The organism is Rhodoplanes elegans, from assembly GCF_016653355.1.
GTDB lineage: Bacteria > Pseudomonadota > Alphaproteobacteria > Rhizobiales > Xanthobacteraceae > Rhodoplanes > Rhodoplanes elegans.
Map to the genome: position 1 here is coordinate 1 of NZ_NHSK01000174.1, position 3,254 is coordinate 3,254.

Here is a 3,254-nt window from a genome sequence, read left to right on the forward strand (position 1 = left end):
ACTTGATCAGCTCGGCGGTGCCGCGCGCCGTGAACATCAGCGGCGCCTGGTTGAGATACAGCGGCCGGTAGAGCTCGGTCATCACCTTGCGGGCGCGCTCGTCCGTGGTGCCGACGACGATGCGGTCCGGATGCTTGAAGTCGCGGATCGCCGCGCCCTCGCGCAGGAACTCGGGGTTCGACACCACGGCGAACTCGGCGTCCGGCCGGGTCTCGCGGATGATTCGCTCGACCTCGTCGCCGGTGCCGACCGGCACGGTCGACTTGGTGACCACCACGGTGAAGCCGTCGAGCGCCGCCGCGATCTCGCGGGCGCAGGCGTAGACGTAGGAGAGGTCGGCATGGCCGTCGCCGCGCCGCGACGGGGTGCCGACCGCGATGAACACGGCGTCGGCTGCCGCCACCGGCCCGGCCAGCGTGGTGGTGAAGTCGAGCCGCTTCTCGCGCACGTTCGACGCGACCAGGGCGTCGAGGCCCGGCTCGTAGATCGGGATCTCGCCCGCCTGCAGGGCCGCAATCTTGCCGGCGTCCTTGTCGACGCAGGTCACCTCGTGGCCGAAGTCGGCGAAACAGGCCCCGGACACGAGCCCCACATAGCCGGTGCCGATCATTGCGACGCGCATCAGGAGGCCAGCCTTTCGGTTCCCGAGATGGGGGCGGGCCGCTCATAACAAAGGCTTAGCAGGCGAACAAGCGATCCGGGCCGAGGGCCGGGTGGCGCCACCGGCAGATCCCGGCGAGGTGTGGCCGAATTCGCATAGAATGGTATCGCCCGACCGTTTTAATGTCTCGTCAACCATGTCCAGGTCACATTACATACGCCCACCGGTTGCCGGTGCGTGCACATGACTTCGGGCGCTGGCATCGCCCTCACTCCCTGCAGAACGCGGCCATGACGCAGACCTCCGCCACGACCGATCCCGCGACGGCATTCGCGATCGCCCTCAGAGCCTTGGAGCGAATTCGCGGGCTCGGCCAGGTGCCCGATCCGCCGACCTTCACGGTGTGGTTCACATATTTCCAAGGGCACAACCCGGCGCTCAACCGCGACATCGAGGAGGTCGACCCGGGCGCCCTGTCGCGCACGCGGCTGACGGCGATCCACGACCGGCACTTCGCGACCGAGCGGCATTTCGGCCAGCTGCTGTCGGTCGGCGAGGCGCTCGGCGCCGAGACCCGCAAGGTCGAGAACGTGATCCGGGTCGCGTCGGGCTCGGCCGCCGGCTACGGCATCGACCTGCAGAGCGCGGCCGACGCCCTCGACACGGGCGGCGCCGACCTGTCGGTCTCGGAGCTGATCAAGTCGCTGGTCCGCTCCACCGACGCGATCCAGCAGACCAACGCGCTCCTTCAGGCCCAGCTCCAGCAGTCCGAGCACCAGTTCCGGCTCTTGCAGGAGAACATGGAGACGCTGCGCCTCGAGAGCATGACGGATCCCCTCACCCGACTGGCGAACCGCAAGTATTTCGACTTCTCCCTGGGCCAGGCGACGGCCCGGGCGGCCGACGACGAGGCGCCCGAGTCGTTCTCGCTCGCGATGGTCGACATCGACCGGTTCAAGCAGTTCAACGACCAGTTCGGGCACGCCACCGGCGACGACGTGCTGCGCCTCGTCGCCTTCGCGCTGAAGAACAACGTGCGCACGAGCGACCTCGTGGCCCGCTACGGCGGCGACGAGTTCGCGGTGCTGCTGCCCAACGCCCCGCTCGAGGACGCGATGGCGGTCGGCGACCAGATCCGCAAGGCGGTCGCCGAGCGGCCGCTCCTGCGCCGCGCCACCAAGGAGATGCTCGGCCACGTCACCCTGTCGATCGGGGTGGCCGCCTGGAGGCCGGGCGAGACCGCCGAGTCGCTGCTCGAACGCGCCGATCGCCTTCTCTACGAGGCGAAGGCGAACGGGCGGAACTGCCTGGTCGGCGCCCCGGTGAGCGCCGGCTGACCACGGCCGGCGCGGCCGGATCGGCAGCCGCCGCGGCCGGTGCGGCGGCCGCCGTCGCGGTCGCCGTCTCGTCGCATCGGCCTACGTACAATTCCCGAGACCGCGGGGCGATTCGCGGCTCTACGGTTGCGGCCCCGCCGCTCCGGCGACAGGCATTTCAGGAGGGCCGCTTGCATTTCACCGACGCACTTCCGATCGCCCGGCCGCGACGCGGTCGGCCGGCCTTGCTGGCCGGCGCCGCCGGCCTCGCGCTGCTGCTCGGGCTCGCCCCGATGCTGCCCGCCGAGCAGGCTTTCGCCCAGGCCGGGGCGGCCGGCGCTCCGGCGGCGGCCACCGCCGCCCAGCAGCAGACATTGTCGCGGGAGCAGATCGAGGCGCTGGTCGCACCGATCGCGCTTTACTCCGACGATCTCCTGTCGCAGGTGCTGATGGCGTCGACCTATCCGCTGGAGATCGTCCAGGCGGCGCGCTGGCAGAAGGCGAACGCCAAGCTCACCGGCACGGCCCTGCAGGACGCGCTCAAGCAGCAGTCCTGGGACGCCAGCGTCAAGGCGCTGGTCGCCATCCCGCAGACGCTGACGATGCTGAACGACAAGCTCGACTGGACCCAGAGGCTCGGCGACGCCTTCCTGGCCCAGCAGGGCGACGTGCTCGACGCCGTGCAGCGGCTGCGCGCCCGCGCCGACGCGGCAGGCAAGCTGAAGACGACCCAGCAGCAGAAGGTATCGACCCAGTCGAGCGCCGGCAAGACCGTCTACGTGATCCAGCAGGCCGACCCGCAGGTCGTCTACGTGCCGGCCTACGACCCGGCCGTCGTCTACGGCGGCTGGCCGTACCCGGCCTATCCGCCGGTCAGCTACTATCCGCCCGGCTACGTGGCGAGCAGCGCGCTGTGGTTCGGCGCCGGCGTCGCCGCCGGTGCGGCGCTGTGGGGTGGCTGCAACTGGGGGGCCCGCCAGGTCAACGTCAACGTCAATCGCTTCAACAATTTCAACGGCACCAACATCAACAACTCCAACTGGCAGCACGATGTCGGCCACCGCGGGGGCGTCCCCTACGGCGACGGCGACGTGGGCCGCCAGTTCGGGCGCGGCGCGGCGGCCGACGATGCCGCGCGCGACGCTTTCCGCGGACGGCTCGAGGCCGGCCAGGACCCGTTCCGCGATCGCGCCGGCCTCGGCGACCGCCCGGCTGCGGGCGACCGTCCGCTGGCGGGTGACCGCCCCGGCCTCGGTGATCGCCCCGCAGCGGGCGACCGGGCCGGTCTCGCGGACCGGGCCGGGCCGCGGGATGCGGACCGCGCCGGCAGCGCCTTC

The 3,254-nt window shown here is 71.0% G+C and carries 3 protein-coding genes; 2 read left to right on the forward strand and 1 reads right to left on the reverse strand.

Going from position 1 to position 3,254, the window contains the following annotated elements; translation table 11 throughout:
• The coding region (locus CCR97_RS21655) for a nucleotide sugar dehydrogenase (protein ID WP_201159836.1) at positions 1 to 622 on the reverse strand (622 nt) is incomplete at its 3' end.
• A 269-nt stretch (positions 623 to 891) separates the two neighbouring features.
• Here CCR97_RS21655 and CCR97_RS21660 point away from each other — a divergent pair.
• Together CCR97_RS21660 and CCR97_RS21665 are read left to right on the forward strand one after the other, a co-directional pair.
• Positions 892 to 1,938, forward strand: a complete 1,047-nt coding sequence (locus tag CCR97_RS21660; protein WP_146618819.1) for a GGDEF domain-containing protein — start codon at positions 892 to 894, stop codon at positions 1,936 to 1,938.
• A 170-nt stretch (positions 1,939 to 2,108) separates the two neighbouring features.
• A partial coding sequence (locus CCR97_RS21665; protein ID WP_244670603.1) for a DUF3300 domain-containing protein occupies positions 2,109 to 3,254 on the forward strand: 1,146 nt, incomplete at its 3' end.

Bases quoted from the DNA above. Each gene is read 5' to 3' on its own strand.
- CCR97_RS21660 (WP_146618819.1), top strand. From the start codon at position 892: ATGACGCAGACCTCCGCCACGACCGATCCCGCGACGGCATTCGCGATC.